This window comes from Nocardiopsis ganjiahuensis DSM 45031, assembly GCF_000341085.1.
Classification (GTDB): Bacteria; Actinomycetota; Actinomycetes; order Streptosporangiales; family Streptosporangiaceae; genus Nocardiopsis; species Nocardiopsis ganjiahuensis.
Genome location: NZ_ANBA01000004.1, coordinates 14455 through 40480 on the forward strand (window position 1 = coordinate 14455; position 26026 = coordinate 40480).

Here is a 26026-nt window from a genome sequence, read left to right on the forward strand (position 1 = left end):
CCGCCTTCGACCTGGCTCATCGGGCCCCTTCCGAGGACTGTCTGCGGGCGGCCCGCACGGTGACCCAGTCGGTCACCGCCACCAACGGGATCGCCATCAGCACGAACAGCACCCCGGCCACCACGTACGGGGTGAAGTTGTAGGTCTGCGCGGTGGCGATCTGCGCGGCCCGGATGGCGTCGATCGGCCCGGCCAGGGAGATCAGCCCGACGTCCTTCTGCAGAGCCACCATGTCGTTGAGCAGGGGCGGTGAGACCCGGCGCACCGCCTGCGGCAGCACCACCCAGCGCATGGTCTGGGGGTAGGTGAGCCCGAGCGAGCGGGCCGCGGCGATCTGGCTGGGGTGGACGGACTCGATACCCGCCCGGAACACCTCGGCGATGTAGGCGCCGTAGGTGATGACCAGGGCGATCCCGCCGAGCACGAGCACGCTGGGGGTGCCCTCCAGCCGGAGCCCGGGCACACCGAAGGTCATCAGGTACAGCACGATGATCAGCGGGGCGCCCCGGAACCCGTACGTGTACGAGGTGGCCAGCGCGCGCAGCGGGAAGAACACGGGACCGCGCAGGGTCCGCATGATCGCCACGACCAGCCCCAGCGCGAGTGAGCCCAGCGCACAGAACACCAGGACGCGCACGTTGAGCCAGAGCCCGGTGAGGACCGCCGGAAGGGCGTCGCGGGCCACACCCAGGTCGAAGAAGGTCTCCCGGACCCGCTCCCAGCCGGGTGAGCCGACCACCACGGTGATGAGCACGGCGCCCAGCAGCGCGGTGGACAGAGCGCCGACCAGGACCGAACGCACACTCTGGCGGCGGCGGAACGCGGTGCGTTCGTTCTCCAGGACGCTGGGGACGTACGGCTCTCCCGGGCCGATCACGACAGTTCGGGGACGTCGGCGGCCTCGGCCAGCCACTCCTGTTCGAGGTCGGCGAGGGTGCCGTCCTCCCGCAGGGTGTCCACGGCCGCGCCGACGCAGTCCGTCAAGGGCGAGTCGAGGTCCAGGACCAGCCCGAACTGCTCCTCCTCGTCCTCCGCGCCGGTCAGCGGCAGCTGACCGACGATCTCCGCGTCCTCCAGCTCCGCCGACGTGATGTAGAAGGCGGTGGGCAGGTCGAAGACGATCGCGTCCACCTGGCCGTTCTCCAGGGCCTGCTTGGCGTCGTCGTTGTTGTTGAAGACCAGGGGCTCCTGGTCCGGGTCGATGCTCTCGACCAGGGCGTCGTAGCTGGTGGTGCCCACCTGGGCGCCGATCACCAGGCCCTGGAGATCGGCCAGGCTCTCGGCTTCGGCGGCCTCGCCGTCGGAGAGCGCCACCACCGTCTGCCGGACGTCGTAGTACGCCGGGGAGAAGTCGACCGCGGCGCGGCGCTCCTCGGTGATGGAGAACTGGTTGATGTCGAAGTCGTAGTCCTTGGGCCCCGGGGCGATGGCGTTGTTGAACGTCACCACGGTCCACTCGACCTGGTCCGCGGTGTACCCCAGCTCCTCGGCCACCGCGTAGGCCACTGCTGATTCGAACCCCTCCCCGTTGGCGGGGTCGTCGTCGACGAACCACGGCGGGTAGGCCGGGCTGTCCGTGCCGACGGTGAGCGTTCCCTCGGCCAGTGTGGGCAGGGATCCGGGCTCGCAGGCGGCGCTGCCGGAGTCCTCACCCCCGGGGGCGGCCGCCTCCTCCTCGGGGGAGCAGGCGGTGGCCAGCAGCACGGCCGAGGCGGCGACCGCGCCCAGCCAGGCGGAGGGTCGGACGAACTGCGGGGGCAGGGGCATGGAGGACTCCGGGGATCATGCGGGGGACGATGATTTCCCCACATTAGCGACCAAAACGGTGCATAACCAGGTCGTTTACGTCACGCCCCGGAGCGGGGCGCCGCGCTCACTCCTCGTCGTCCTTCTCGGCCTCTTCGACCTCGACCTCGTCCTCGCCGTGCATGGGCATCTCGAACCAGACCGCCTTGCCGTCCGGTGTGGGGCGCGAACCCCAGCGGCTGGCCAGCTGCTCGACCAGGTACAGGCCGCGGCCGCCCTCGTCGTCGGCGGCGGCGCTGCGGATGCGGGGCAGGCGCAGGTCGTGGTCGAAGACCTCCACCCACACGGCGTTGGCGCCGCGGCGCAAGCGGAGCAGGAACTCCTTCTCACCGGGGTCGTCGGTGGACTCGTCCTCCTCGGCGACCGCCTCCAGCAGGTCGCTCCAGTCCTCGTCGAACTCGTCGGCGCCGCCCGAGTCGAGCGGTGTCTCCGAGTCCAGGACGCCGCTGCCGGTGAACTCTCGGTGCACCGGGTGCGGGGTGGCGTGGATGACCACGTTGGTGACGATCTCCGAGACCAGCAGGCAGGCGAGTTCGGCCTGGTCGCGGTCGACCCCCCACTCCTTGAAGGTGTCGGCCGCCAGGTGGCGGGCGGCACCCACGGTGGAGGCCTCCGAGGGGAACCAGCCCTCGCGCAGCGCCAGCTCCTCGGAGTGGGTGCGCACGACCAGCAGCGCGGTGTCGTCGTCCAGCTCGCCGGGCACGCTGTGCACGGCGGCCTCGGCGATCTGTTCCACGTCCTTGTCGGCGACCTCGGAGACCCGTTCGGTCAGCCGCTCCAGGGCGCGCTCGGGGTCGGCCAGGCCGCCGACCGGACGCCGGTCCACCAGGCCGTCGGTGTACATGACCAGGGTGGCGCCGAGGGGCAGGCGCAGGTGGGCCTGGTGGTAGACGATGTCCTCGCCGGAACCGCCCTTGGCGCGGACGCCCAGCATGCGGTCGGTGACCTCCAGGTCGAGGGCCTCGACCGACTCCGAGGTGATGAGCAGCGGGGAGGCGTGCCCGGCGTTGGCGTAGGACAGCTCCCGGGACCAGGCGTCGTAGACCATGTAGAGGCAGCTGACGCTGGGGATCCAGACGCCGCCCTTGCCGTCGGGGGTGCCGAGCTGGCGCACCCACTCGTCGAGTTCGCGCAGGATGTCCGCGGGTTCCCGGTCGGCCTGGGCGAAGGCGCGCAGCGCGGCGCGCAGCTGGCCCATGACGGCGGCGGCGTGCGGGCCGCGGCCCTCGACGTCACCGATGACCAGCCCGACCCGTCCGGCGGAGAGCGGGATGGCGTCGTAGAAGTCGCCGCCGACCTGGGTCTGGACGCCGTGCCCGTGTGCCTGGAGCGGCCCGGCGGGCAGGTAGCGGTGGGCCATGGTCAGCCCGTCCAGGGGCGGGAAACCGCTGGGCAGCAAGCTGTTCTGGAAGGCGAGCGCGGTGCTGCGCTCCTCCTCGAACAGGCGGGCGTTGTCGATGGCCAGGGCGACCCGGGAGGCGATGGCGCCGACCAGGTCCCGGTCGAAGCCGCCGTAGCTGCTCTTCTGCCGCGGTGAGAGGCCGGACAGGGCCAGGGTGAGTACACCGAGGACCTCCCCGCGGGCCCGCAGCGGGGCGGCGATGGCCGAGGTGACGCCGACCTGGCGGGAGACCCGGTCGGAGCGGTCGTTGGGTGAGTTCTCGAAGAGGTAGTCGCTGCTGACGACCGTCTCCAGCCGGCGCAGTGCCTGGGTGATGAAGTGGCGTTCGGGGTAGCGGACCTCGTCACCGACGTCGAACCAGGTGTTCTGCGGCGGGCTCCAGCCCTCGGCGTGCACGGAGACCTGTCTGACCAGCAGGTCGTGGTCGTAGAGGTCGATGAAGCAGTGGTCGGCGAACTGCGGCACCAGGATCCCGGCCACGCCCTTGACGGTGGAGTCGAACTCCAGCGAGCTGGCCAGGCGGCTGCCGATGCGTTCGAGCAGGCCGTACTGCTCCTCGACCCGGCCGCTGCGCAGTGCCTCGCGGGCGATCAGGGTGATGCCGTCGATCTCGCCGGTGTCGTCGCGCATGGGCACGGCCTGGGCGCGCACGTGGATCCAGGTGGAATCGCCCTTGAGCACGGCGAACGTACCCTCCCACGGCTCACCGCGCAGGACGCGGCGGGCCAGCTGGGAGGCGTGTTCGCGGTCGGACTCGTGGATGCCGATGTCCAGCAGGGACAGGCCGACGTAGTCGCGCCCGCCGACGAACCCGAAGAGCTCGCGGGCGTACGGGTTCCAGTAGCGAAGGAGGCTGAACCGGTCGATGACGACGATGGCGATCTGGGCCTGGTCGACGACCTCGGCCGTGGCGAGCGCGTCGCTCTCCCGGAAGGGCTCACCCCACCGTGTCATCTAGCCGCCACCTCGCCGTCATGAGCTGCACACATGCCCGCTCCGGGTACCCCGAACGACCGCACCTTGGGGCGAGCGTAGCAACACCGTCAACGTTCCCGCAGCGCAATGAGACAATCCCGATGAGCAACCAATCAACGTGTACGGACGCGTCACGGCTTGGCGACGAAGATGTGCCCGGCGACGTCGGCGGGGAGTTCGGTGTTCCCGTCCTCGCCGATGACGCGTACTCCGTCGTCCGAAGCCCGAAGTACAACTTCCTGTCCCGGTTGTACCCCGGATTTGCGCAAGGTGAGCATGATGTCCGCGTCCGGCTGAAGCTGTTCGCTGATGCGGCGCACGGTGACGGTGGTCTCCGTGTTGGAGGCGGCGTCGATCATCGGGACGATGGAGTCGTCGGTGAACGGCTCGGGGGAGTAACCCTCCAGGCCGAGCTCCTCGAGGCCGGGGATCGGGTTGCCGTGCGGGCACACCGACGGGGCGTTGAGCAGCGTCACCAGACGCTCCTCCACCGCCTCCGAGATGACGTGCTCCCAGCGGCAGGCCTCGATGTGGACGTCCTCCCACGGCAGCCCGATGACGTCGACGAGCAGGCGCTCGGCGAGCCGGTGCTTGCGCATGACGTGAGTGGCCAGCCTGCGCCCCTCAGCGGTCATCACGAGGTGTCGGTCGTTCTCGACCCTCAGCAGGCCGTCACGCTCCATGCGGGCGACGGTCTGGCTCACCGTCGGTCCACTCTGGTGCAGGCGCTCGGCGATCCGGGCCCGAAGCGGGACGATGCCCTCCTCTTCGAGCTCGAAGACCGTACGGAGGTACATCTCCGTGGTGTCGATCAGCCCGTGTGCGGTCAAGACTCCCCTCCCAAGGCTCTGCGCCCGACGCGCGGTCACGTGCGGGCACGGCAGGTCTCTCACAACACAGGCCGGGACCACGTGATTCCCTGGGGCCGAGTGGGGACCGGGGCGTCCGCAGGACCGCGGGAGCGACCACCGATACGTCAAGCATATCGTGGCGCACCGACCGTGGATTTCGGCACTGTCTCACGATGTGGACACAAGCGGCCCGTGCACGCCGGGACGGTCAAGGGTCCGAGGTCACAGGCCTACAGGCTGGCTGGTTGAAACATGAAGTATCCGAAAGACCCTTGCGGAAAACTCTCGGAGACCCCGACACCTCCCGGACGCACGTACGACGCGACCAACACCACCCCTGATCAGGAGCGCGGATTCATGGGACCATCCGTTGACGAGGTTTTGGACTGGCTCTCCCAGCAGACCGTGGAGGGCCTCCTCGTGCCCGGATACGTCAACCGCGACGAGCACCCCGCGACACACCTGCGCAACCGCTGGGTGTACCTGTCCACCGCGGCCGGCCCCTACCTGTGCGCCCACCAGCCGCTCGATGACGTGGTGGTGCGGTTGTCGGTGGTCGACTCCGTGTCCGACGCCGAACGCGACGTCACCGAGTTCCTCGACGAGGGTGAGGAGTTCACCCTCGTGCACCTGACCGACCTGTACTTCCCCGCGCTCGAGAGCGCGGGTCCGCTCACCGGGGCCCGCTACTACCTCGACCCGCGTTCCGACCCCGGGAAGGGCACGGTGGCCGCCCTCGAACTCTCCCTCGGCGCCTACACCACCCTGTTCCTCGACCCCCTGACGTGGGGCGGTCTGGAGCTGGGCCGCCGAGGCGACTTCGAGCGCTGGTACGCGAACAGGTTCTCCGTCCACCAGCGTCACCTGCGCGAGGTCCGCTGGGCTCCCTAGGAGTTCCGGCCGCGCCGCCGGGAGTGCCCGGACCCCGGGTACTCCCGGGCTCCCCGGAGGCGTTCAGGGGGCGAGGCGCTCGATCTCCCACTCGCCCTCGCTCCACAGGTAGCGGAACCGGTCGTGCATGCGGTCCTCGCCGCCCTGCCAGAACTCCACCTCCCGGGGGATCAGCCGGAAACCGCCCCAGTAGGCGGGCCTGGGGATGGGCTCGTCCGCCCGCCACACCGAGTCGAACTCGTGGAAGAGGCGGTCCAGCTCGGTCCGGTCGGACACCGGCTGGGACTGGCGCTCGCTCGCCCACGCGCCCAGTTGGGAACCGCGCGGACGGGAGGCGAAGTAGCGGTCGTTCTCCTCGTCGCTGAGCCGTTCCACGTACCCCGCGATCAGGACCTGGCGGCGGATCGCGTGCCAGGGGAACACCACGCAGGCGCGGCGGTCGGCCTCCAGGGCCTGTCCCTTGCGCGAGGTGTAGTTGGTGAAGAAGCGCAGGCCGGAGCGGTCGTAGCCCTTCATCAGCACCGTGCGCGAACGGGGCATGCCGGAGGGCTCCACCGACGACAGCACCATGGCGTTGGGCTCGGCGAGGCCGGAGTCGTAGGCCTCGCCGAACCACAGGTGGAACTGCGTCATCGGATGCTCGTCCAGAGCGGAGCGGCGCAGAGGTTCACCCATGTACGGTTTCCGCAGATCGGCTGGGTTCTGGTGGTCCACAGGGGCATACTCTCACCCCTGCCCCTCCGTGCTGACGGGCAGGCACTGCGGTCCCGGCTCGGCGGTGGCGGAGTTGCGCATTCCGCAGCGCTGGAGGACGTGCTGACGCTGTGTCCGCCCGGTCTCGTCGTTGCGGACCTGCGGCCCGACGAGCACCAGCTGCACCATGCGTCCTCCGAACCAGTTGCCGTCGTTGGCCGCGTCGAAGGAGATGTACCCGGAGACCCCGGTGAACGTGCCGGAGGTCTTGACCGCGCCGAACAGCGCGTCCCGCTTCTCCTCGTAGTCCTCCTGGGTGTGCAGGAAGGGCAGCGGCACCAGGCCGAGCCGCCGCAGGGGGTTCCGGCCCGCCAGTTCCTCCCGGGTCAGCCCGACGGCCGGAAGGGCGTTGGAGACCACCAGCAGGGCGTCGTTGCCGACCGCGGCGTGGGCGATGGAGGGCAGCCGGTCCGCGGGCGGCATGCCGGAGCCGCCCTCGTCGGCCGCCGGCGCCCCTTCGTCCTCGTCCTCCTGGTAGAGGTCGGTCAGGAGTTCGTCGATGTCGTCGTAGAACCCCTGGTCGCTGCCTCCGGAAGCGCCCTCCTCGACGCCCCAGGGGCCGCTGGGCGCGAGCGGGGTGTAGAACACCGGGTGGTGGACGGAATTGCGCTCGATGAGCACCTCGGAGTCGGAGACGAACTTGGAGATGTCGTCACCGCCGAGAATGGTCGTCCCGCCACCGTTGCACTCCTCGCCGCCCGACCGCATGAAGTCACGGTAGAACCGGGTGAAGTCGTCCGAACGGCCGGCGTAGTACAGCAGGTCGGGCGGGTCGTCGTCCGAGCACAGGCGGTTCAGGTGCTCCTTGTAGGTGGTGTCGGTGTCCAGGTGGCCGCTCTGGTAGAGCAGCACCCCCTGGTCGTCGTACTTGTCGGAGCCGAGGTCCTCGGCGCCCGCCCAGACCTCACCACCGCCTTCCACGAAGGCCGACATGAACTTGCGGGCCAGGTCCGGCCCGTACTGCTCGTGTTCGGCGCCTTCGGCGTCCGTCTCGGCGCTGGCGATCGCCACCGCGGTGTCGTGCGCGGGCAGCCCCGCCTCCCGGCCGTCCGCGTCGCTCCAGGGAACGCCGTTCCGCGCCCAGTGGGCGGCCTGGTCGGCGATCCGGCTGTTGGAGGGGGCCACCGGGAAGTAGAACTCGCTGTGTTCCCGGTCGCCGTACTGGGCGACGTCGTCGAAGGTCGCCGTGGTGCCCACCATCGTCAGGGCCGCCTCGCCGACCTTCTGGACGGCGCGGCTGTTGTTGACCACGCTGTGCCCGAAACCGACGGCGGCGATGGGGCGGTCCATGCCGAGGCGCTTGTTCTCCGCCCGGGCGACGATCTCCTCCGCGGTGGTCATGGCGTGCGCCCAGCCCTCGCCGGCGTTGCCGATGAGGAGCTTGATGGCGGGCCGGTTGGCGTCCCGGTGCCGATTGTGCTCGCGCTGCTGGTAGGCGAGGCCGATCAGCTCGCCCTGGACCCCGGCCAGCGAGGGGTCCTCGGGGTCGGCGATGCCCAGTTCGGCGATGTGGGCGACGGTGACGTAGGGGTCGCCCGAGGCGTCGACGGCCTCGTTCTGCGTCCGGATGAGGTCGGTGACCTCCTCCAGGCGTTCGTTGAACACGAAGTCGCCGAAGGTCACCCCGACGCACTCGCGCCCGATCCTGGTGATGCCCGGTGGTTCGAGGACCCCGTCCTGCACGCAGGGGCGGAGCGCCTGCACCTGTGCGGGGACCATGATCAGGCCGACCAGGACGAGGAGGGCGGTGGACGCCGCTCCGGCGCCTGTCAGGACCCCGGCCCGCATGGGTCGGGTCAGCACCCATGTGGGTTGGGAGCGCCAGCTCCTCTCCTTCCAGGCTGGCGTCAGCTCGGTGACCCGCAGCGTGAGGTTCCGGCGGACGCCCAGCGCCCCGGCGAGGTGGCGTTCGCGCAGCCAGTTGCGAACGGTCGTGGGGAGGCGGTCGGTTCCGTCGAACTCGGGCAGGTGGTCGTGCCTGGTGACGGGGGTCGGCCCGCCGACGATCGGTTCCTGCTTGCCGTCGTCGCGGACCTGTACCAACAGGAGGGGGTCGGGGACGGCCCGCCGCAGCCGTTCGTCCTCGATCAGCCGGATGAGGTAGCGGCCGACCCGGTCCAGGCGCCGCTGGTCGTAGACGAGCACCGGCCGGGAGGGGCGGGAGCGGCCCCGCCTGCGGTTCGCCCCGTAGTCCCGGTGGAGGTCGTCGAGCAGGGCGTTGACCGCGATCTGGTGGGTGCCGGGCGGCCGGGTCCTCTCCGACTGGTCGGCGCCGCCGATCCGGCCCTTGTTGCGGAAGGGGTGGTGGAGTTCGTTGAGGAGGTGGACACCGCGCGCCCGGTGCCTGCCGAAACGCCCCCGGCCCCCGTCGCCCTGTGCGGGGGCGGTGTCGTCGCCCTCTCCCCCGTCGCCCTCTTCCTTGTCTCCGCTGATACCGGCCCGGTCCATGACGTACCGGTGGTGGTTGAGCCACAGGTAGGGCCGCCAGGGCAGGAAGAAGAAGAAAACCGTGAGCAGGTACACGACCGCCAGGAGCAGACCGATCACGAGCGAGACGATCTCGTTCAGTTGTTGGGCGGCCCAACCGACGGCGGCGAAGGGGAGCACGGCGACCACGAGCGAGAGGATGAACGCTATCGGGGTGAGGACCTTCTCGTCGGCCAGGCCGAAGGTGACCACCCGGGAGGCCCGGGTGACCCAGCGGGAGGTCACGGCGGCGCTGTGCGCGATCCTGCGCCAGTACACGACGGCACGGGCCCGGAGAATCTCCCATCGGTGCGGGGGTTCCACGCTGCCGGGCCGGTCGGCGGCCTGGCCGGCCCGGTCCAGAAGGTCGTCGCGGTGCCGGACCGCGCTGTGCAGCCGCGCCTTGCGCAGCCCGTTGACGACCTCGATCTGTGCCTGGCTGGAGTTCTCCAGGCGACCGTGCTCGGACGTCTTCTCCGACTGGTCCCCGCTGGTCCGGCTCCGGATCTCGGTGAGATCGCAGCGGCGCAGCCACAGCAGGGAGCGCAGCCGCGGCAGCCGCGGCGGGGGCGGGGGCCTGCGGCCCCGGGGCGGTTCCGGCGGGGAGTCCTGCCAGGCGAACCCGCCGTCCACCAGGCGTTCGATGAGGTCGTAGAGCTCGTCGGTGGTGACGTCGGAGTCGGAGTCGGTGGCGTTGAAGCGGGGGCGGGGCAGCTCGCGCGGGACGGTCTCGGCCGGCTCCGGGCGTGCGAGCAGGCGCAGGAGGCGAGCCCTGCGGCCCAGGAGCCGTTCCGCGGGCCCGGACCGCGGTTTCCGGCCGGGTGTGCCCTTCGCCGAACCGGTGTCGTCCCCCGTTTCCTGGTGCCCCGCACTCCCGTCGGAATCCGCGGCCCCGTCGGTGGTTCCCGTGGACAGGACCCACACCGGGTCGACGCCGCACCGGTCGACGAGCATGCGGCGGACCTCGGCACGGTCCTCGGGGCGGTCGAGGACCAGGTCGAGCACGGGCGGGGGTTCGGCCAGGTCACCGCGTTGGTGGTCGCCCTTGCCCGCCGGGAGCCGCCGGGCCACGCGTGCCTCCATCCGGCGCAGCCGCCGGTACAGGCTCCGCCCCGGACGTGAGCGCAGATGGTCGAAGACCCTGAGGAAACCGGGTGAGTCCTCGGTCCCCTCAGCGGTACCGTCCGATCGGTGACCGGGTGTCTGGTCGGACACTCGAAAGATCCCTCCACGGTCGTTTCGTGCTCGTCACCCCCCGGCAGCTGCCCCATTAGACAGCAATTGGCACCCTGCTGACATCCCTTTTGCCGCAATAAACGCTGACCCATACCGGCCAGAACTGGCCCCCTGTGATAATCCGTTGTCCCCTTCACGTGTTTTCACGGCGCCAATTGCCGCCCTGACCGGCGGCGTCGCAAGGCCCACCACTACGCTGGTCCGTGTGACCGAGATTCAGATTCCCGCGAACCTGCTGCCCGCCGACGGCCGTTTCGGGAGCGGCCCCTCCAAAGTCCGCGCCGCCCAACTCGACGCCCTCGCCGCGTCCGGCTCCCACTACATGGGGACCTCCCACCGACAGAAGCCGGTCAAGTCCCTCGTGGGACGGGTCCGCGCCGGTGTGAGCGAACTCTTCTCCCTGCCCGAGGGCTACGAGGTGGTTCTCGGCAACGGCGGCACCACCGCCTTCTGGGACATCGCCGCCCACGGCCTGCTGCGCTCCAAGTCGCAGCACCTCGCCTTCGGTGAGTTCTCCAGCAAGTTCGCGAAGGTCGCCGAGGGCGCTCCCTGGCTGGAGTCCCCCACGGTCATCACCACCGAGCCCGGCACCCACGGCGAGGCCGTCGCCGAAGCCGGCGTGGACGTGTACGCCCTCACCCACAACGAGACCTCCACCGGTGTGGCCGCCCCGATCAAGCGGGTCGCCGGCGCCGACGAGGACGCGCTCGTGCTCGTGGACGCCACCAGCGGTGCGGGCGGCCTCCCGGTCGACATCGCCGAGACCGACGTCTACTACTTCGCCCCGCAGAAGAGCTTCGCCGCCGACGGCGGCCTGTGGATCGCGGTCATGTCGCCCAAGGCCCTGGCCCGGGTCGAGGAGATCGCGGCGAGCGGCCGCTACATCCCCGAGTTCTTCTCGCTGACCACCGCGGTCGCCAACTCCGCCAAGGACCAGACCTACAACACCCCGGCCGTGGCCACGCTGCTGCTCCTCGCCGAGCAGCTGGAGTGGATGAACGGCCAGGGCGGGCTCAAGTGGACCGTGGCGCGCACCCACGAGTCCTCCTCGATCCTCTACAACTGGGCGGACCGCTCCCCGGTCGCGACGCCGTTCGTCACCGACCCGGCCCAGCGCTCCCAGGTGGTCGGCACCATCGACTTCACCGACGACGTCGACGCCGCCCAGGTCGCCAAGGTGCTGCGCGCCAACGGCATCGTGGACACCGAGCCCTACCGCAAGCTGGGCCGCAACCAGCTGCGGGTGGCGATGTTCCCGGCCGTGGAGCCCAGCGACGTCAACGCGCTCACCGAGTGCATCGACCACGTGCTCACCAAGCTGTCCTGAGAGGACCCGCGAACTCGCAGGGGTCGGTCCGCGCGCAGGCGCTGACCGACCCCTCACCGGTTCCAAGGGATTACCGTCCCAGGTCCGGCCCCTTCGGCTGAGGCCTCTGAAGTCCTTGCGCCCCTCTTCCCTGGCTCTGGGACGGCTGGGGGTCGGACTGCTGCCCGGCGGACGGCCGGGGAGGACCGGCCTGGGCCCGGTTGAGCAGAGATGAGGTGGTCGGCGCCGCCGAAGCGGTCTTCCCTTCCGTTCCGGCCTTGCCGGTCTCGGTCCCCGTGCCGTCCTTGGCCTCGGCCTCCGCACCCTGAGCCTGTGCCCGGGACCGCTCCGCCGAGGCCGACTGCCCCTCCTGCCCCGCACCGGCCTTCTCGAACTCGACCGCGCCGGACTTACGGCTCTCCATCCGCAGCGAACCGTCCGCGCCCGCGTGAATGACGTGTCCGCGGGTGCCGGCCCTCAGGCCACCTTCCTGGGTCTCCTTTGTATAGTCCGACCGCGGCGGATACATTCGCCCGTCGAATTCCAACCCGGGGTCAGGGTTCTTCGGCACACCGCTGAAGTCGTCCTCGACCCCGTTCATGGTGTCGCTGACCTGCTTCATGGCATCCTGTGCGTTTTCCGCGGGAGGAAGTTCACGAAGCCGATCATAGAAGATCGAGATGCGTTCACGAATAGATTTCTTGTCCGACACCTCTTGAGGCTCATCCGCCATGGCAACACCCGCTGGCGGCGAACACCGAGAAGGCCCTCATCAGGCACTCCCTCGCAGACGCCCGGTCACGGTGGCCAGCGCCTCATCAAGGGAACCGGCGACATTCCGAAAACCAACGAAGGCTTCGTCCTGATTCGGGTTCACGTCGAAGCCCCACTCACCTTCCGACTCGGATCCCTGGATCACGGCAAAATCATTACCGAACCAAAGATCGACCGTGACCGCTCCCGAAGGAAATACCTCCAGCCTGAACCGAGCACCTTCAGGCATACGCTCGGAAATCCACTGCTCCAGGGCGGCTTCGTCAACCATCGACTTCCTCTTTTCCCAACGACTTCCGAATGAGCCTGGATAAACCGTACCCGAGAGAGGGTCTCTCCAGCCACCCTGAACATTGGACAACCGAACCGGCGCGAAGCCCTCACCGAACATGAATGTGCCGAGCGCGCACTCAGGAATATGGCTGCCTCGGGTTACGCAACAGACCGATCCGCATGGCCTACCTCGAGACCGGCAGTCCTGCGTATCCTCTGACCCATCCATGATGTCCCGACACCGCCACCGCACCGGTCCGGCCTCCTCCGCCACGCTCCCCGCCGGAGCGTCCCAGGTCGGTGAAGCCACACCGCCGCCTCGTGGAGAATGGAAGCCGACCCGCCGCGTGTGGGTCGGCCTCCTCCTCCTACTTCCGCTCATCGCTTTTCAGGACGGTCCCACTGTGCGCAGGAACAAGAAGACTGAAGTCCCCATCAAGATCATTTCCCACCGCGGGGCTTCCGGTCACCGGCCCGAACACACCCTGGCCTCGTACGAACTGGGCGCCCGCCACGGCGGGGACTTCATCGAGATGGACCTGGTCGCCACCAGCGACGGGCACCTGATCTGCCGCCACGAGCAGGAGATCGGCGGGACCACGGACGTGGCCGACCGCCCCGAGTTCGCGGACCGGCGCACCACGCGGACCATCGACGGCCGCGAGGCCGAGGGGTTCTTCGCGCAGGACTTCACCCTCGCCGAGATCAAGACCCTGCGCGCCCGGGAGCGCATGGCCGAGGTGCGTCCGGACAACGCGGTGATGGACGGGACCTACGAGATCCCGACCCTGCAGGAGGTCATCGAACTGGCCCTGTCCCTCACCCAGCAGCTGGGCCGCCCGATCGGGATCTACCCGGAGACCAAGCACCCGGCCTACCACGTGGAGCAGGGCCTGGACCTGGAGCCGCCGCTGATCGCCGCGCTGCGCGAGGCCGAGCTGGTCGGCGAGGAGCCGAAGGTCCCCGTGTTCCTCCAGTCCTTCGAGGCCGAGAGCCTGCGCAAGCTCGCCGAGACCGGGCTGCCCCTCGTGTACCTGATGGGCACCGAGGAGCACTGGCTGCACTACACGACTCCGGACGGCCTGGCCGAGGTGGCGACGTTCGCGCACGCGATCGGCCCGCACAAGAGCCTGGTCATCCCCACCGACGAGGACGGCTCCCTGGGCGAGCCCACCGACCTGGTCGAGAAGGCTCACGAGGCCGGGCTGGCCGTGCACCCCTACACGTTCCGCAGCGAGAACCACTTCCTGCCGACCGACCTGCGCTCGGACGGCGACCCCAAGGACTACGGGGGCTTCGCCGCGGAGTACGAGGCCTTCTTCGAGGCCGGCGTGGACGGCGTGTTCTCCGACTTCTCCAGGCACGCCTTCCTGTGCCGCGAGCACTTTCTGGACCCGCAGCCCGAGAAGTAGCACCCCGTTCCCGGACCCGCGGACACGGGTCCGGGGACTTGCTCAATCGCCGCGCCCGTGCCCCTTGCCCGGGCCGTCCTGACGTGGACTCCTCGGCTGTGCCGGCCTGGCCTTGGACGCAGCGCCCCTCACCGCAGGCCCAGCGTGCTCATGGGCCTTGGTGACGTCAGGACCCACGGAGGCCGATCTGGTCCCCGCCCCAGCCGAACGCGCCGCTGTGGGAGCGCCTCGACTGCCCCGGTGCAGGAGGTGGCTGGTGGTGGGCGAAGTGGACGTTGCAGGCGTGGGATCCGCAACCGCAGGAACAGTCCTGGTCGCCGTTGGGGGACCCGAAGGCCCCACAGTCGCCGCCACACCCGTACCGGGCCCTTTCAGGTCCTTGTAGGAGTCACCGCTCCGCAACAGCTCCGATGCCCGGTCCCGTTCGTCCTGCAATCCCGGCGGTAGCTTGATGCCGTCGAGCTTGTGCGCGAGAGCATGCGGAGGCGGGGTGCTCGGAGGAAGCCCTTCCCGTGCCAACACATCCGCGGACGGGCCCTTCTCGTCGTAGTAGTCCATCGACACCTGCGCACGAACCTGGTCATGCGCCAGGAACCGGTCCACACTGCCTGGAAGATGCGCGTGCTCAGGAAAATCGGTCACGAACTTGATGTTCTCGGCCCCGACGTCCGGATGCTTCACCAGAGCAGGGAGTTCATTCTTCCCAAGAATGGATTCCGGATGCACGTCAGGAACAAATACTTGGACCTCCCCGCGCGCAGCCTCGACAAAAGACTCGGAGAGGTCGGCCCATGCCGCGTCCCGCCCCTGCTCCACAACCGACGGGGAGACATCATAAAATTCTTCCAAATGTTCGATAATAGGCTCATCAAACAGCCTGTACGAGTCAAGTTTTTCACCGACTGGAGTTTCGGAGAGCACTTGATAGTTTCGAGTCTTGGCGCACGCTTTTGCTTGGAAGTGACTCTCAACGGGAGCTGTCGAGGAGTCCGGGGAAGATTGAAACGACCAAAAAGCAAAGCTCTTGTGGTCGACCCTGTCCACTGGATTATTAGAGGTGTAGTCACTCAGGTACCCGAGTACATCTGGCTTCCCCCCTGAGATATAGCCGGAACTCCTGCAGTCGTCAATAAGCCTTCTCGCACTGCGCTCAACATCGCCAGGCGAAAGGTATTTGTAGTCCTCTTGAATCTTCCAGGATTCCACCCACTCCGCGGGCGTCATCCCCTTTCCTCTGGGACTAGCCACGACTTGCCGCCTCCGCCGGTGGACAGAAAGCGATCTTCAGGACAGATGCTGCCCCGCCCTCGGCGTCCCAAGTAAACCCAGCTACGCCCAAAGTGAGCAGCACAACCGGCCCGTCGACCCCTCGAGACGGCTCCCACAAGGAAAGTCTGAAAGGATTTCCCTTGGCGGTCTCCGGCTTCCACCAGAAACCATCGACGGGCGACTCCGGGAAATCGCTGTCACCAGCAGCCCCAGACCAGGTCAGCTCCCCCCAAACTCCTGACACAAGCTCTGTGTATCGCTGCCAAGCAGCCACACCCTCCTCGACCACAGCCATCTTCTCCTCAACCACCGAAGTCTCAGCCCGCCACTGCGGATCGAAAAACTTCAGCGACACCACAGGATCCCAGTGCCCGTTGGCGGCAAGCTTGATGACGTTCCCGTGCCGTGTGAGCACCTTGAGGTCACGCTCAACCGTTTGTGGCTTCCACTCGTACCGAGCGCACCACTCGTCAAAACCTGGGTGACCAGGAAGCGGAGGACCCTTCCAAATATCCGCCCAACCCACCCGGGCCAAATCCTCAAGCTCCAGCAGCAATGACTCACTCGACATACCAAACTCCACCTGCACAGAACTGCTCCTTTTCATTTCCGGCACCAGCAAGACAACACCGAACATCCCTTGCACTCCGGGTAAGCCCTGGAGGCATTTGTTGAAGTATCCACCACACCACACAACGCCCGACCCACATAGAGGCGTTGACGATCTGGCTCATCTTGTCCGACAGGTCAGCAAGGGCCTCGGCTTCCCCGGGCCCACCCGCCGACGGCCTCGGCCCGCTCGACGGCCACACCCGTCATGGCGTAGACCTGCTGTGCCGGCCCGTACCCCTGCCCTTGTCAGCACATATTCTCGGATCCTCCGACCGACAAGTGGATGTGGTCGTAGTGGTTCTCGGTGTTGTTGCCTCTGTCCTCCATCGGCGTGGAAACACTCAGCCAATCACCGACGTGACCGTTCTTCCCCCACCAAATCCTCTGCTCGTAGATGACACACAGATTCGTGTATTTATCATTGTTCATGATCAGGGCATTGATCACCTGACGCGCCTTGGCGTGAGACTCCTGATGCACAATGGAAGCATTGTGTTCAGGATACCCGACATAGAAGTCGCAAGCATTTCCACTGCCATGCTTTCCGTCATCTCCAGGTCGAATGCAGTGATAGTTTTCCTGGTTTTCCCCGATATTTCCACCCGGTGTCATATTGGCCAACCAAACCCCCTGATCACCAAAGGTAGTGGCCATGACGATATAGAGCTCACACATCTCGGGATGGAGGGTGGGCGACCATCTGGAAGTGGGAACTCGATCGGGCCTTCCGCCACATTCCGCATTTGGGTCGACCGCCAACTCCGTGAACGCCAGGGAGTCATAGTGCTCTTTGCGCTCGATGACTTTGTCATAATATTCTTGCCCCGCGTTGTATCCGCCGATCGCGCTCCTCAGGCCGCTGTCAGTGGTGAGGTCGTTGTTACCGCTCTCACACAGGTGACCCACTGCGGCCGCCGCCGCATCGAAGACGTTCTGCGGGTCCTTTTCCCCATCGTCATTCCCGTCCTCCCCGTAGATCTCCCATGACCCAGGGATGAACTGCATGGGGCCAACAGCGCGGTCCCAGTCCGTGTCACCGTCGTACTCACCCTCATCCGTGTCTCGGATGGCCTGGGTGTTGTTGCTTCCATTGAGTGCGATTCCGATGATCGGAGGGCTGACCTTCCCGTTCGCGTCAATGGCCCGGCCGGTGTTCGAGCCACCGTCGGAGGAACTGTAGGTTGCGTGCTTGGTCTCCACCCACCCGATAGCGGCCACCAGGGTCCACGTCATTCCCTGGCAACCTGGAGAGATTTCTTCGGCGCGCTGGGTGGCCATGAAGTAGGCCTGCAGCAGGGTGGGATCGATACCCTCAACCTCCGCAGGAAATCCAGCCGCGTGGGCGAATCCATCCATCTCGTCGGTAAACATCATCACGAATATCATCACGAACACGAGCGGAATGACAAAGAAACCGACCGGGAGCAGTACCAGCAATGCCCTCAAAAATTCACTCCGATTCCATCACGCAGCAAAAAATCGATGTTTCGACCGTCTTCGCGTGACCAAGCGCTCCACTCTCACAAAAGAGGCCTGCTTCGACGGGATCCGTCGACTCAAGTCCCAAACGCTTGGCTCAGCCCCGCCAGAACCCTCGACGAGCTCCAATATCATTCGACCCCAATCGAATCAACATCTTCCTCATAACGACTTCGGCCTTCCTTCTGTCCTCCCCCGGGGAGCATCCCAGCCGGCACCCCCTCCTCTTCGATGCCCTCTGTAGCATTCCGATGACTCTGGCCCGATTACAAGCTGCCTAAATATGTGGAGAACGTGTGTCCGATTCTCACAATCCATGGATTTCCCCTGATGAGAGGCCAAACGAAGACGAGCCGGCGAGCCGTCCGGTCGAGGACGGTCTACATGACATCAAGGTGGAAACGACCGGACCAGTAGCCCCTCAGCCAGGCAATGGCATCACCGCCAACGGCGGACTACCTGTCCGAACAACAGCAGAAAAGGCCAGGTTGTGGTGGGTGGGAGCACATGGAGGAGCTGGGGAGACCACGCTCTCGAAGCTCCTGAATGGATCACGTGACGCACATCATGCATGGCCGGTTCCGGCCAATCCCGAGCTCGGTTCTTCCGCTGTCGTTCTCTGCTGTCGAACCAACGCGGCAGGACTTCAGGCAGCTCAGGAAGCCCTGACCCAATGGGCCTCGGGGGCCGTGCCCGGTGTTCAGCTGCTCGGGCTGGTCCTGATCGCGGATGCGCCGACCAAACTGCCCAAGGCCCTCAAGGAGTACTCCAAGCTGGTCGGCGGAGGAGCACCGCGCACCTGGGACCTCCCTTGGGTCGAAGAGTGGCGTACCGACTCACCCGCCACGAATTCGGACCTACGAAGCTCGAACCGAAAGCTCCGCCGCTTCATCAGAAGCGCCGAACACCTCATCACCTGACCCACCGAAAGAAGAAACACCCCCATGTTCGAAACCATCGAGTTCGCTTCTACGGCCCTGGCCAGCGCCCCCATGTTCATCGACAACGTCGACACCCAGGCTCCCCCGGGGCTGGACTCCGGCTTCACCACCATCCTCGGCTGGGCCAAGTGGCTCGCCCTCGCTGTCTGTGTCCTGGGCCTGATCATCGCCGGGGCCCTCATGGCCATTCAGTCCCGTCGGGGTGAGGGCGGCGAACACATGAGCAAGATCGGAATGGTGCTGGCCGGAGTCATCATCATCTCGGCCGCCACAAGCCTGGTTTCCTTCCTCATCGACGCCTGAGGGCCTGTCATCGTCGTGTCTTAAGCGAGGCGTGAATGAGTGAGAAGAAGCCGCAGGTCTCTGTTGCGACCATCGTCTCCGGGGTCTTCCTCGCCGTGGTCGTCATCGGGGGTCTCATCACGATTTTGTGGCCCCAGGACGAAACCCCGGCCGAAGACGGGTCCACAGCAACCGAGGGTGGCGAGAAGGGCCCGGAGGAGGACGCGGAGGAGGACGCGGAGGAGGACGCGGCCCCTGTCCCGTCCAGCCCTCCGTCGGCGGATCCTTCCTTCACCGCCTCCGCGAGCGGCAGCCTCTGCGGGCTCGAGCCGCACGAGACGGGCTTCGAGTACCTCATGGACCAGCACACCGAATGGGACGACGTCAACGGTATGCGTGCCCCGAGCAGCGCGGAGGACGGCCCCGGGGTGGAAGACGGCGCAGTCCGCTACTGCTATTCGCGAACGGCTGACGGTGCCGCCCTGGCCGCGGCCAACTTCCTCGTTCTGGTCAACATGTACCCCGACCAGATGGACAGCAACTGGGAAAGACTCATCGCGCCCGGACCGGGGCGGGACGACTTCATTTCGGGGCTCGAAGAGGAGCCGGAGACAGATGCCGCTCCGGCACAGATCATCGGCGCGAAGATCGTTTCCTACACCGAGGACTCCGCGCGGGTGAGCATTGCGATCACCTCCACTGACGGCATGAACGTGAGTATGTCCTTCGACCTGGACTGGGTCGAAGGGGACTGGAAAATCGCTGTGAACGACGACGGCACAGCTGATCCGAACATGACCGTGCTCAACCAACTCACAGGGTTCACCCCCTGGGCGGCGATCTGATGAGCGATGAAGACTGCGGATGGGACATCAAGTGTGGCATAGAGAGCATCATCGTGAGCGTAACCGATAGATGGAAAGAGGATTTCGCAGACGCTACCAACAGCGTCGTCGAAACAATGCTCACCTTCTGGCTGGACAAGCCGACCAGAAGAATCGATGACGGAGGGGAGGTGGCGAGCGACGGGTTCAACACGAACGCGGATATCGTCTACCCCGGCTCCAGCTCGGACGATCCCAGTGTCTACAGCAATGTGGCGCCGGACACCACCGGGCATTTCGCTGAAATCCTGGGCCTCATGACCTGGGTCGGATTAGCTGTCGCCGTTCTGTCCATCATCTTACTCGGCGCGATGATGGGGATCGCCAGATCAAGGGGTGAGGGAGGCCAGCACCTGACGAAGATCACAGTGGTCCTGGGATCTGTCATTCTCATTTCAGGTGCGACTTCGTTCATCGGCGGTTTCATGACCCTGATGGGGGACCGGCCAATTCCAGGAAGCGGAGTCGGCTTCCTCCAGAGCCGACTCCACTTCTATGTCGGTGTCGCAGCCATCGCCTCGGTCATTTTCGCCGGAGTCAAAATGGCTTGGGAGCAACGAGCCGACCCCGGCAAGGAGCTCCTCAAGTCATTGCTGACGCTGCTGATCGTCGCGATGGCCTCGGTGACCTTCATCAACACCGCGATCCTCCTTGCCGACGAGTTCTCACTCTGGATCATCAAGGAAGCCGTCGCCGAAACCGATGCCGGAGCGATCGCTACGGCTTTCCTGGCCGCCACCGGTATGGCCGCGATGGCCGGCATGGGCGGCGGTCTCGTACTGATCATCCTGCTCGCTCTGTTCATCATCCTCGTCGGCCTGATCCAGTTCATCATGATGATCGTCCGCGACGGGATGCTCATCCTCCTTGCGGGCGTCCTCCCCCTCACTGCCTCCTTCACCAACACCCAGATGGGGAAACAGTGGTTCCAGAAGGCCGTGGGTTGGCTGGTCGCCTTTCTGTTGTACAAGCCGGTGGCAGCGATCGTCTACGCGCTGGTGTTCGTCATGCTGCAATTCGACGGCAACGCCGACACCGGCACGGAAATCGTGGACAACCTCACGAACATCATCATCGGGCTCACCATGATGCTCGTCGCGGTCTTCGCGCTTCCCGCGCTCATGAAGTTCGTCGCTCCCGCGGTGGGCGCGGCCGCGGGTGGATCCGCGGCGACCACCGTGTCCTCTTCCGGCTCCGGCTCTCAGGACATGCCCTCCGGAGCCAGTGGCGGAGGTGGCGGCGGCCGTAGCGGCGGTGGCGGCGGAGGCGGCGGAGGCGGCGGTCAGCCGTCCGGCAATTCGGGTTCTGCTTCCAAGTCCAGCGCACCTGGCGGTGGCACTCCCGGAGGCGGCGGTTCGGGCGCTGGGGCCGGAGCGGGCGGTGGCGCGGCGGGCGGCGGAGCGGCAGGCGGCGGCGCGGCGGCAGGCGGCGGCGCGGCAGCGGGCGGCGGCGCGGCCGGCAGTGCGGCGATGAAGTCCAACCCCAAGACCGCGGCCATCTACGCCGCGGCCAAGGCCGCCCAGCAAGTGGCGAGCAAGACCCAGCAGACGATGAACGACGCAGTCGAAGGCGGGGAGGGACCCAGTGGCAGCCAACGCTGACCTCGCCCGCACAGTCCGGACCTACGGCAACTGGAGGCGACCCGCCTCCGCGGGGATCATGGGGCTCGGGACTCTGGGCACCATGTTCCTCCTCGGCAGCCTGATCATCATCGTGTTCGTGGTCATGATCGGGGGAATGCTGCGCGGCGCCATCGCGGCCGCCTTCCTCGGAATCGTCTTGGTAGGCGTGCTCACCAAGGACAAACACGGCAAAAGCGCCATGTCGAAGATCGGAGTACGCATGCTCTGGTGGAAGGCCCGGATGCTGGGCGCGCACCTCTACAGGTCGGGCCCGCTCGGCCGGGCGGCCTGGGGCCGCTACCAGCTCCCCGGTATCGCCGCTCCCCTGCGCCTGAGTGAGCACAAGGACTCCTACGGGCGTCCGTTCGCCCTCCTGCACATGCCCTCGGCGAATCACTTCACCTGTGTCATCGCTTCCGAACCCGACGGCGCGGCCCTGGTCGACATGGAACAGGTCGACTCCTGGGTGGCCGAGTGGGGCCACTGGCTGGCCAACCTGGGGGACGAGGCGGGTATGGTCGCGGCCTCCGTGACCGTGGAGACAGCGCCGGACACCGGCACCAGGTTGACCCGGGAGGTCATGGGGCAGATCGACGAGGAGGCTCCGGAGTTCGCTCAGCGGGTTCTTCTGGAGACGGTCGAGGCCTATCCCCACGGCTCCTCCACCGTCCGGGCCTTCGTCGCACTGACCTTCAGCCCGGGCAAGGAGAAGAAGTCCACCCCGGAGGAGATGGGACGGGAGATCGCCACCCACATCCCCGGTCTGACCCAGAGCCTCGCCGGGACCGGTGCCGGCGCGGCTCGGCCCATGGACGCCCAGGAACTCTGCGAGGTCGTCCTCACCGCCTACGACCCGGCCGCCGCGGTCCTCATCGAGGAGGCCAAGGCTGTCGGAGAGACACCTGAGATCTCCTGGGCCGACGTGGGCCCCACAGCTCATCAGGCGGGGTGGGACAAGCTTCGGCATGACAGCGCCCTGTCCGTCTCCTGGACGATGACCAGCGCCCCCCGCGGAAACGTCCAGTCGAGCATTCTGACCCGCCTGCTCACGCCCCACGGGGACATCGCGCGCAAACGGGTGACGATGCTGTACCGACCGCTCGACCCCGCACGAACCGCCGCCATCGTCGAGGCGGACCTGCGGGCCGCGCAGTTCAGGGCGACCTCCAATGCCAAGCCCACCGCGCGAGACCTCATGGAGTCCCGTTCGGCTCAGGCGACAGCTTCGGAGGAGGCGGCCGGTGCCGGCCTGGTGAACTTCGGCATGATCGTCACGGCCACCGTGGACGACCTGGACAAGGAAGCGGACGCGCGCGCGGCCATCATGAATCTCGCCGCGGCCTCGCGGCTGCGCCTCCGTCCCGCGTACGGCGCGCAGGACTCCACCTTCGCGGCGAGCCTTCCCCTGGGCATCGTGTTGCCCGCACACCTCAGGATCCCCGTCGAGATCAGGGAGCAGATGTGAGCCCGAGGAAGAAGGGTGGGAAAACCACCCAGAAGAGCGCAGACAAGGCACCCCGGGAGATCCGCCCCAAACGTCCGGGTCCACGCGGTTGGGCCAACTTCGGAGGTGGCGAGTCGACGGTCGTCGAGATGGCTGACGAGTGGCGCGGAACGACCGTTCAGGTCTGCGGCCTCTGGCCGTTCGCCGTGGGAACGGGCACCCCTATGGTGGGTGTGCCGATCGGCCGCAACATCATGTCCGGTGCGACGCTGTGCTGTGATCCGATCTCCTGGTTCCAGAGGGCCAACCTGATCTCGAACCCCTCGATGTTCGTGCTCGGCAAACCCGGCCTGGGCAAGTCGACGATCACCCGGCGTATGGCCACAGGCCTGACCGGGTACGGGGTTCAGCCCTTCATCCTCGGCGACCTCAAGCCCGACTACGTGGACCTGGTCGAGGCCCTCGGCGGACAGGTCATCACCCTGGGGCGCGGCCGCGGGCACATCAACGTCCTGGATCCCGGGCAGGCCGGCGCGGTCATCGACCGCCTCCCCCCAGCCGCCAGGGCCACGGTGCTGGCGGACGTGCACGGACGACGTCTCACCATGGTGACGGCGCTCCTGACCATCATGCGGTCCGCGCCCGTCACCGACCGTGAGGAGACCATCCTCGACCGTGCCCTGAAGGTCCTGGACGAACGCCACGAGGGGACGCCGGTCCTCAAGGACCTGCTCCAGTGCATCCAGGACGCCCCCGAGCCCGTACGCCAGGTGGCCCTCGACCGGGGCGACATGAACCGGTACCGGGAGATCACCGATCACCTGGAAGCGTCCCTCATCGGTCTGGTCGGCGGTGGCCGTCTCGGCGAGATCTTCTCCGAACCGACCACCACCCCCATGCTCCGCGACCGGCCCGTGGTGTTCGACGTGTCGAACATCGACGACTCCGAGATGGACCTCCAGGCAGCGGTTCTCCTGGCCTGCTGGTCCACCGGCTTCGCCACCATCAACCTCTCCCACGCGCTCGCCGACGCCGGGCTGGAGCCCCGCCGGCACTACTTCGTGATCCTGGACGAGCTCTGGCGCGCGCTCAGGGCCGGGCACGGCATGGTGGACCGTGTGGACGCTCTGACCAGGCTCAACCGTCAGCGCGGCGTGGGCATGGCGATGATCTCCCACACGATGAGCGACCTCATGTCACTGCCCAACGTCGAGGACCGGAACAAGGCGAAGGGATTCGTCGAGCGTTCCGGGATGGTCGTCTGCGGAGGATTGCCCCGGGCCGAGATGCCCATGCTCTCCGAGGTCATCCCCTTCTCCCAGATCGAGCAGGAGATGCTCGGTTCCTGGCAGGACCCACCGGCCTGGGACTCCCGCTCGGGCACGGAGACGGCCCCGCCCGGACGAGGCAAGTTCCTCATCAAGGTCGGCGGGCGTCCGGGTATCCCCGTCCAGGTCCAGCTCACCGAAGCGGAGAAGGGCATCAACGACACCAACAAGCTCTGGCACACGCAGTCCCGTATCGGCAGCAAGGCCGCAGAGCCGGAGAGCGCAGACCAGAGGGACTCCGGTGCCACGGACTCCCCCCTGACGAGCCCTTCCGAGGAGATCGAGGCATGAGCCGAGCAACCAAGGCACCCACCGGGATGAACACCGAAGCCGTCGTCATCTGGGTGGCGATCATCTCCGTGGTGCTCCTGGTCTCCACCGTGTGCGTGGCCGTCCAGGCCGGCGCCTGGTGGACCGGCACCACGGCGCCCGCCCCGTACAACCCGTTCGACCAGGTCTTCGGGGTTCTCGGGGGAGACATCGCCTGGACACCGGCTCACACGGTCGCGCTGGTGCTCCAGTGGCTGCTCATCCTGGGCCTGCTGCTGCTCGTGTTCACCTATCGGAAGGGGGGCAGGGCCAGGGTCGACGATTCGGCCGCGCACATGGGGAGCGGTGACGACCTCGAGAAGCTGACGGAGAAGGGGGCCCTGGCCAAGGCCGAGCGACTGGGAGTGAAGGGGTCACCCGGCGTCCCGATCGGTCGCACCCTCCGGAGCCGGAAGATGCTGTACGGCTCGTGGGAGGACATGCACGTCGACATCTGGGGACCGCGTACCGGTAAGACCACCTCCCGCGCGATCCCCGCGATCCTGCAGGCCCCCGGTCCCGTCCTCGTCACCAGTAACAAGCGCGACGTCGTCGACGCCACCCGCGGTGTCCGGGAGCTCTCCGGGGACGTGTGGGTCTTCGACCCGCAGGGCATCGCCCTCGAGGAACCGAACTGGTGGTGGAATCCGCTGAGCTACGTCACCGACGAGGTGAAGGCGGCCAAACTCGCCGGGCACTTCGTCGCCGGTTCCAGGGACTCCGACGCCAAGACCGACGCCTTCTTCGACGGTGCGGCCCAGGACCTGCTCGCCGGGCTGATCCTGGCCGCGGCTCTGGACGACCGTTCGATCCTGCAGGTCTACACGTGGCTGACACGCCCCCACGACGACGAGGCCGTTGGCATCCTGTCCCGGCACCGCTACGAGCTGGTGGCCGACAACGTGTCCGGCGTGGTGAACTCACCGGAGAAACAGCGCGGTGGTGTGTACGGAACCGCGATGCAGATGGTCTCCTGCCTGATGAGCCGCCAGATCTCGCCCTGGATCACCCCGCAGGGTGACGGCGGCCCCGACACGCGCAAGCACTTCGATCCGAAGGAGTTCACCGCCAGGGGCGGCACCCTCTACTCCCTGTCCAAGGAGGGCAAGGGCAGCGCCGGGCCCCTGGTCACCGCGTTGACGGTGGCCGTCGTGGAGGCCGCGGAGGAGCTGGCGACGACGCAGAAGGGCGGCCGTCTCGCGACCCCGCTGCTGGGTGTGCTGGACGAGGCCGCGAACGTGTGCCGGTGGAACGAGCTTCCCTCGCTCTACTCCCACTACGGGTCCAGGGGCATCGTGCTGATGACCATCCTCCAGTCCTGGTCCCAGGGCGTGGACGTGTGGGGGCAGAGCGGCATGCGCAAGCTCTGGTCGGCCTCGAACATCAAGATGTACGGCGGCGGCGTCTCCGAGGTGGAGTTCCTCAACGAGCTCTCCCAGCTGATCGGCGACCACGACGTGGAGCGAGCCTCCATCTCCTCCTCCGCAGGCGCTCAGGGGGGGCGCTCGGTGTCGTGGCAGGTCGATCAGGAACGCACCATGGACGTCGCCGCGCTGGGCTCCATGCCTCCGGGGAGGGCGGTGGTCATCGCCTCGGGCACCCCGCCGACGCTCGTGGAGACGGTGCCCTGGATGTCCGGGCCGATGAAGGAAGCCGTGGTCGAGTCGCTGCAGCGATACGAGCCCTGACCCCCCACCCATGTCGTATTCGC

General features: G+C 67.2%; 21 protein-coding genes. 10 read left to right on the plus strand and 11 right to left on the minus strand.

Annotated features, from left to right (window positions below):
* Positions 1-16: 16 nt before the first annotated feature.
* The 4 genes from D458_RS0104840 to D458_RS0104855 form a co-directional block, all read right to left on the minus strand.
* Complete coding sequence (locus D458_RS0104840) at positions 17-877, minus strand: amino acid ABC transporter permease (protein ID WP_017585598.1); 861 nt, start codon at positions 875-877, stop codon at positions 17-19.
* Positions 874-1767, minus strand: a complete 894-nt coding sequence (locus D458_RS0104845) for an ABC transporter substrate-binding protein (protein ID WP_017585599.1) — start codon at positions 1765-1767, stop codon at positions 874-876. The genes D458_RS0104840 and D458_RS0104845 overlap by 4 nt, the downstream gene beginning before the upstream one ends.
* Before the next feature lie 106 nt (positions 1768-1873).
* Positions 1874-4162 carry a SpoIIE family protein phosphatase gene (locus D458_RS0104850; RefSeq protein WP_017585600.1) on the minus strand — a complete coding sequence of 763 codons (2289 nt, stop codon included), beginning with the start codon at positions 4160-4162 and terminating at the stop codon, positions 1874-1876.
* Between the two features lie 152 nt (positions 4163-4314).
* On the minus strand, positions 4315-5013 hold the full coding sequence (locus tag D458_RS0104855; RefSeq protein WP_017585601.1) for a metal-dependent transcriptional regulator: 699 nt from the start codon (positions 5011-5013) through the stop codon (positions 4315-4317).
* A 378-nt stretch (positions 5014-5391) separates the two neighbouring features.
* On the opposite strand from D458_RS0104855, the gene D458_RS0104860 reads away from it, so the two are divergent.
* Positions 5392-5925, plus strand: a complete 534-nt coding sequence (locus tag D458_RS0104860; protein WP_152521048.1) for a hypothetical protein — start codon at positions 5392-5394, stop codon at positions 5923-5925.
* Positions 5926-5988: 63 nt separating this feature from the next.
* On the opposite strand, the gene pdxH is transcribed toward D458_RS0104860, so the two are convergent.
* Together pdxH and D458_RS0104870 are read right to left on the minus strand one after the other, a co-directional pair.
* Positions 5989-6639: a pyridoxamine 5'-phosphate oxidase gene (pdxH, locus tag D458_RS0104865; protein ID WP_026119004.1), complete on the minus strand. Its 651-nt coding sequence runs from the start codon at positions 6637-6639 to the stop codon at positions 5989-5991.
* Between the two features lie 12 nt (positions 6640-6651).
* Positions 6652-10359: an ABC transporter substrate-binding protein gene (locus D458_RS0104870; protein ID WP_020480265.1), complete on the minus strand. Its 3708-nt coding sequence runs from the start codon at positions 10357-10359 to the stop codon at positions 6652-6654.
* Between the two features lie 226 nt (positions 10360-10585).
* Here D458_RS0104870 and serC point away from each other — a divergent pair, with 226 nt between their 5' ends.
* Positions 10586-11707, plus strand: a complete 1122-nt coding sequence (serC, locus tag D458_RS0104875; RefSeq protein WP_017585604.1) for a phosphoserine transaminase — start codon at positions 10586-10588, stop codon at positions 11705-11707.
* Between the two features lie 70 nt (positions 11708-11777).
* Here the strand turns inward: serC and D458_RS34730 are convergent, their stop codons facing one another.
* Both D458_RS34730 and D458_RS0104885 read right to left on the minus strand, forming a co-directional pair.
* Positions 11778-12398: a hypothetical protein gene (locus D458_RS34730; protein WP_160168040.1), complete on the minus strand. Its 621-nt coding sequence runs from the start codon at positions 12396-12398 to the stop codon at positions 11778-11780.
* 60 nt (positions 12399-12458) lie between these two features.
* Positions 12459-12731, minus strand: coding sequence for a hypothetical protein (locus tag D458_RS0104885; protein WP_017585606.1), 273 nt, complete (start codon positions 12729-12731; stop codon positions 12459-12461).
* A gap of 406 nt (positions 12732-13137) precedes the next feature.
* Here D458_RS0104885 and D458_RS0104890 point away from each other — a divergent pair, with 406 nt between their 5' ends.
* Positions 13138-14145: a glycerophosphodiester phosphodiesterase family protein gene (locus D458_RS0104890; protein WP_017585607.1), complete on the plus strand. Its 1008-nt coding sequence runs from the start codon at positions 13138-13140 to the stop codon at positions 14143-14145.
* 42 nt (positions 14146-14187) lie between these two features.
* Here the strand turns inward: D458_RS0104890 and D458_RS36215 are convergent, their stop codons facing one another.
* The 3 genes from D458_RS36215 to D458_RS0104895 all read right to left on the minus strand — a co-directional run bounded on the left by D458_RS36215 (position 14188) and on the right by D458_RS0104895 (position 17463).
* Positions 14188-15369 (minus strand): hypothetical protein, encoded by a 1182-nt coding sequence (locus D458_RS36215; RefSeq protein WP_152521050.1) that lies wholly within the window; start codon positions 15367-15369, stop codon positions 14188-14190.
* 16 nt (positions 15370-15385) lie between these two features.
* Positions 15386-16051 carry a hypothetical protein gene (locus D458_RS36220; protein ID WP_152521051.1) on the minus strand — a complete coding sequence of 222 codons (666 nt, stop codon included), beginning with the start codon at positions 16049-16051 and terminating at the stop codon, positions 15386-15388.
* 221 nt (positions 16052-16272) lie between these two features.
* Positions 16273-17463 (minus strand): lytic transglycosylase domain-containing protein, encoded by a 1191-nt coding sequence (locus D458_RS0104895; protein ID WP_017585608.1) that lies wholly within the window; start codon positions 17461-17463, stop codon positions 16273-16275.
* A 338-nt stretch (positions 17464-17801) separates the two neighbouring features.
* On the opposite strand from D458_RS0104895, the gene D458_RS36680 reads away from it, so the two are divergent.
* From D458_RS36680 to D458_RS0104930, 7 genes are all read left to right on the plus strand, one after another.
* The gene (locus D458_RS36680; RefSeq protein WP_063825702.1) at positions 17802-18425 is read left to right on the plus strand and encodes a DUF6668 family protein; all 624 of its coding nucleotides are present in this window, start codon (positions 17802-17804) and stop codon (positions 18423-18425) included.
* Positions 18426-18449: 24 nt separating this feature from the next.
* Entirely contained in the window at positions 18450-18749 is a 300-nt protein-coding gene (locus D458_RS0104905) for a hypothetical protein (protein WP_017585610.1), read from the plus strand.
* A gap of 35 nt (positions 18750-18784) precedes the next feature.
* The gene (locus D458_RS0104910) at positions 18785-19573 is read left to right on the plus strand and encodes a hypothetical protein (protein ID WP_017585611.1); all 789 of its coding nucleotides are present in this window, start codon (positions 18785-18787) and stop codon (positions 19571-19573) included.
* Positions 19573-21213 carry a hypothetical protein gene (locus tag D458_RS37845; RefSeq protein ID WP_275042276.1) on the plus strand — a complete coding sequence of 547 codons (1641 nt, stop codon included), beginning with the start codon at positions 19573-19575 and terminating at the stop codon, positions 21211-21213. The genes D458_RS0104910 and D458_RS37845 overlap by 1 nt, the downstream gene beginning before the upstream one ends.
* Entirely contained in the window at positions 21197-22699 is a 1503-nt protein-coding gene (locus D458_RS0104920) for an SCO6880 family protein (RefSeq protein ID WP_017585613.1), read from the plus strand. Before D458_RS37845 ends, D458_RS0104920 begins: the two co-directional genes overlap by 17 nt.
* A gap of 128 nt (positions 22700-22827) precedes the next feature.
* Positions 22828-24297 carry an ATP/GTP-binding protein gene (locus tag D458_RS32955; RefSeq protein ID WP_239647888.1) on the plus strand — a complete coding sequence of 490 codons (1470 nt, stop codon included), beginning with the start codon at positions 22828-22830 and terminating at the stop codon, positions 24295-24297.
* Entirely contained in the window at positions 24294-26003 is a 1710-nt protein-coding gene (locus tag D458_RS0104930; RefSeq protein ID WP_026119006.1) for a type IV secretory system conjugative DNA transfer family protein, read from the plus strand. The genes D458_RS32955 and D458_RS0104930 overlap by 4 nt, the downstream gene beginning before the upstream one ends.
* Positions 26004-26026 lie beyond the last annotated feature (23 nt).

What these genes read in the sequence shown, in the direction of transcription:
- D458_RS0104845 (WP_017585599.1), bottom strand. Translation starts at nt 1,767, where the DNA reads ATGCCCCTGCCCCCGCAGTTCGTCCGACCCTCCGCCTGGCTGGGCGCG.
- D458_RS0104850 (WP_017585600.1), bottom strand. Translation starts at nt 4,162, where the DNA reads ATGACACGGTGGGGTGAGCCCTTCCGGGAGAGCGACGCGCTCGCCACG.
- D458_RS0104860 (WP_152521048.1), top strand. Translation starts at nt 5,392, where the DNA reads ATGGGACCATCCGTTGACGAGGTTTTGGACTGGCTCTCCCAGCAGACC.
- D458_RS0104885 (WP_017585606.1), bottom strand. Translation starts at nt 12,731, where the DNA reads ATGGTTGACGAAGCCGCCCTGGAGCAGTGGATTTCCGAGCGTATGCCT.
- D458_RS36215 (WP_152521050.1), bottom strand. Translation starts at nt 15,369, where the DNA reads ATGACGCCCGCGGAGTGGGTGGAATCCTGGAAGATTCAAGAGGACTAC.
- D458_RS36220 (WP_152521051.1), bottom strand. Translation starts at nt 16,051, where the DNA reads ATGTTCGGTGTTGTCTTGCTGGTGCCGGAAATGAAAAGGAGCAGTTCT.
- D458_RS0104905 (WP_017585610.1), top strand. Translation starts at nt 18,450, where the DNA reads ATGTTCGAAACCATCGAGTTCGCTTCTACGGCCCTGGCCAGCGCCCCC.
- D458_RS0104910 (WP_017585611.1), top strand. Translation starts at nt 18,785, where the DNA reads ATGAGTGAGAAGAAGCCGCAGGTCTCTGTTGCGACCATCGTCTCCGGG.
- D458_RS37845 (WP_275042276.1), top strand. Translation starts at nt 19,573, where the DNA reads ATGAGCGATGAAGACTGCGGATGGGACATCAAGTGTGGCATAGAGAGC.
- D458_RS32955 (WP_239647888.1), top strand. Translation starts at nt 22,828, where the DNA reads ATGGCTGACGAGTGGCGCGGAACGACCGTTCAGGTCTGCGGCCTCTGG.
- D458_RS0104930 (WP_026119006.1), top strand. Translation starts at nt 24,294, where the DNA reads ATGAGCCGAGCAACCAAGGCACCCACCGGGATGAACACCGAAGCCGTC.